Annotated in this window: 3 protein-coding genes; 2 read left to right on the top strand and 1 reads right to left on the bottom strand. The window is 67.0% G+C overall.

Features of this window, described 5'->3' with window-relative positions:
- Nucleotides 1-601, bottom strand: a 601-nt coding sequence (rph, locus tag VFJ08_RS06760) for a ribonuclease PH (RefSeq protein WP_324996434.1), incomplete at its 3' end; no start/stop codon positions are given.
- Between the two features lie 139 nt (nucleotides 602-740).
- Here rph and VFJ08_RS06755 point away from each other — a divergent pair.
- On the top strand, nucleotides 741-1604 hold the full coding sequence (locus VFJ08_RS06755) for a YicC/YloC family endoribonuclease (RefSeq protein ID WP_324996433.1): 864 nt from the start codon (nucleotides 741-743) through the stop codon (nucleotides 1602-1604).
- Nucleotides 1604-2194, top strand: a complete 591-nt coding sequence (gmk, locus tag VFJ08_RS06750; protein WP_324996432.1) for a guanylate kinase — start codon at nucleotides 1604-1606, stop codon at nucleotides 2192-2194. The genes VFJ08_RS06755 and gmk overlap by 1 nt, the downstream gene beginning before the upstream one ends.
- Nucleotides 2195-2562: the final 368 nt, after the last annotated feature.

Raw genomic sequence — 2562 nt, 5'->3', positions numbered from 1 at the left:
CGATGAAGCCGTGCGCTTCGTTCATGACCACGTTCATATCGGTTTCGGCCTGGCTGTCCTCGGCATAGTCGAGATCGAGCACCGGCGCGCCGTCGTAGATGCCGACCGATACCGCGGCCAGTTGGCCGTGCACCGGGCTGGCCTTGAGCGCGCCCCGATTCACGAGTGTGTTCATGGCATCGACCAGCGCCACGTAGCCGCCGGTGATCGAGGCGGTTCGCGTGCCGCCGTCGGCCTGGATCACGTCGCAGTCGATGGTCACCGAGCGCGACCCCAGCGCCGTCAAGTCCATCACCGCGCGCAGGCTGCGTCCGATCAGGCGCTGGATCTCCACCGTGCGGCCGCCTTGCTTGCCGCGTGCGGCCTCACGGGCGGCGCGGCTACCGGTGGCGCCCGGCAGCATGCCGTATTCGGCGGTCAGCCAGCCCGAGTTCGAACCGCGCAACCACGGCGGCACGCGCTCCTCGACGCTGGCGGTACAGATCACGCGGGTGCCGCCGAACGATACCAACACCGAGCCGGCGGCGTACGTGGTGAAATGGCGCTCGATGGTCACGTCACGGAGCTGATCGGCGGCACGGCCGCTGGGTCGGTTGATCAAGTTCGTCTCGCGAATGCTAGAAATCGGCGGCTAGTGTATCAGCGCCTCGGCGGCGCGCGGCGGGCTGTGCGATACTGCGCGCCCAACCCCGACGCACCAGCGCGAACTTCAGACCCATGATGGCTTTTAGGGTACGCGTATGACCCGCAGCATGACCGGATTCGCACGCCGCGAAGCCCAGGGCGAGTGGGGCGAACTCGTCTGGGAGCTGCGCAGCGTCAACCATCGTTACCTCGACGTGACACCGCGGCTGCCCGAGACCCTGCGGGCGCTCGAGCCGGCTATTCGCGAAAAAGCCGGCGTCTATGTCGGGCGCGGCAAGGTCGAAATCACGGCCCGGCTGACCGCGGCGAGCGGCGATCGGTCGATCGAGATCGATACCGACCGCTTGGCCGCGTTGTCGGCCGCGGTGGACAGCGTGCGCGCCGCGACCATCGATTGCCGCGCGCCGGACGCGCTGCGTCTGCTGACGTTTCCCGGCGTGCAGCGCGAGATCGAGCCGGACACCGAGGCGCTGCAGGCCGCGGCGCTCGAGTCGCTGGACGCCGCGCTTGCCGACCTGCGCGAGATGCGCGCGGCCGAGGGTGGGCGTCTGGCCGACATGCTCACCACGCGCGCCAAAGCGATCCGCGAACACGCGGCGGCGGTACGCCTGCGTATCCCACAGGTTCGCGCCGAGCAGGCCGATAAACTGCGCGCCCGGCTGGCCGAGATGAATATCGAGGCCGATCCGGCGCGGGTGGAAACCGAACTGGTGATGGCCGCCCAGCGCATGGATGTCGCCGAGGAACTGGATCGCTTGGAGGCGCACATCGAAGCGCTGCAGCAAGCGCTGACGCGCGCCGAGCCGATCGGCCGCCGGCTCGACTTTCTGATGCAGGAGTTCAATCGCGAGGCCAACACCCTCGGCTCCAAATCGGCCGATGCCGAGGTCACCGGGCATGCGGTGGAAATAAAGGTGCTCATCGAGCAGATGCGCGAACAGGTGCAGAACATCGAGTGATGGCGCAAGCTCAGTCCGACAAGCGGCGCGGCCGGCTGTATGTCATATCGGCGCCATCCGGCGGCGGCAAGACCAGCCTCACCCGCGCGTTGATCGAGCGTCTGGCCGAGCGCGGGCGGACCGCGCGTTTCTCGGTGTCCTACACCACACGGGCCGCGCGCGCCGGCGAGGCCGACGGCGTGGATTATCACTTCGTCTCGGGCGAGACGTTCGAGGCCATGATCGAGCGCGGCGAGTTTCTCGAGCACGCCCGTGTGTTCGACCGCTACTACGGCACCTCGGCGGCCGAGACCGAGCGCTGGCTGAGCGCCGGCCAGGACGTGGTGCTGGATATCGACTGGCAGGGCGCGGCCCAGGTTCGCGAGCGCGCGCCACAGGCCGTGACCATCTTCATCCGGCCGCCCTCGCGCGAAGAGCTCGAACGCCGGCTGCGCACGCGGGCCTCGGAGGACGAAAACGCGATCGCCCGTCGTCTGGCCGAGGCCGACGATGAACTGGCCCACGCCGGCGATTACGACTACCAAATCGTCAACGACCGCTTCGAGCGCGCGCTGGACGCACTGACGGCCATCTTCGAGCGCAGCGTCTGAGGCGACCGGTCAGTATTTTCAAAATTATTCTCAATCTGCTATAAAAAACATATAGAAAAAGGGATAGCACACTGTTGAATGTGTGGTAATTCATGCCGGGGGGAAGCCATGCCGTTTGAAAACGCCATTTCGGAGGCGCACCGATCGGCGCGCGCTGTAGCCGGCCGGGCTGTACTGCCGCCAATCGCCCGGATCTGACCCCGTGCCCCGGCACGATCGCGGCGTATCGCCCCCGCGCCGCCAGGCCGGCGTCGGCGCGGTCGAATACATCCTCGGCACCGGCGTGTTGCTGGTCATACTGCTGACGCCGTTTCCGTTTCACGGCACCACGCTTAATGTGGTGCAACGCGTGATTTTCGCCATTCAGC

Origin of the sequence: Salinisphaera sp. (genome assembly GCF_035690525.1) — a bacterium.
GTDB lineage: Bacteria > Pseudomonadota > Gammaproteobacteria > Nevskiales > Salinisphaeraceae > Salinisphaera.
Note: the sequence above shows the minus strand (reverse complement) of the source record. Positions and strands in the feature narration are given on the sequence as shown.

Bases quoted from the DNA above. Each gene is read 5' to 3' on its own strand.
- VFJ08_RS06755 (WP_324996433.1), top strand. From the start codon at position 741: ATGACCCGCAGCATGACCGGATTCGCACGCCGCGAAGCCCAGGGCGAG.
- gmk (WP_324996432.1), top strand. From the start codon at position 1,604: ATGGCGCAAGCTCAGTCCGACAAGCGGCGCGGCCGGCTGTATGTCATA.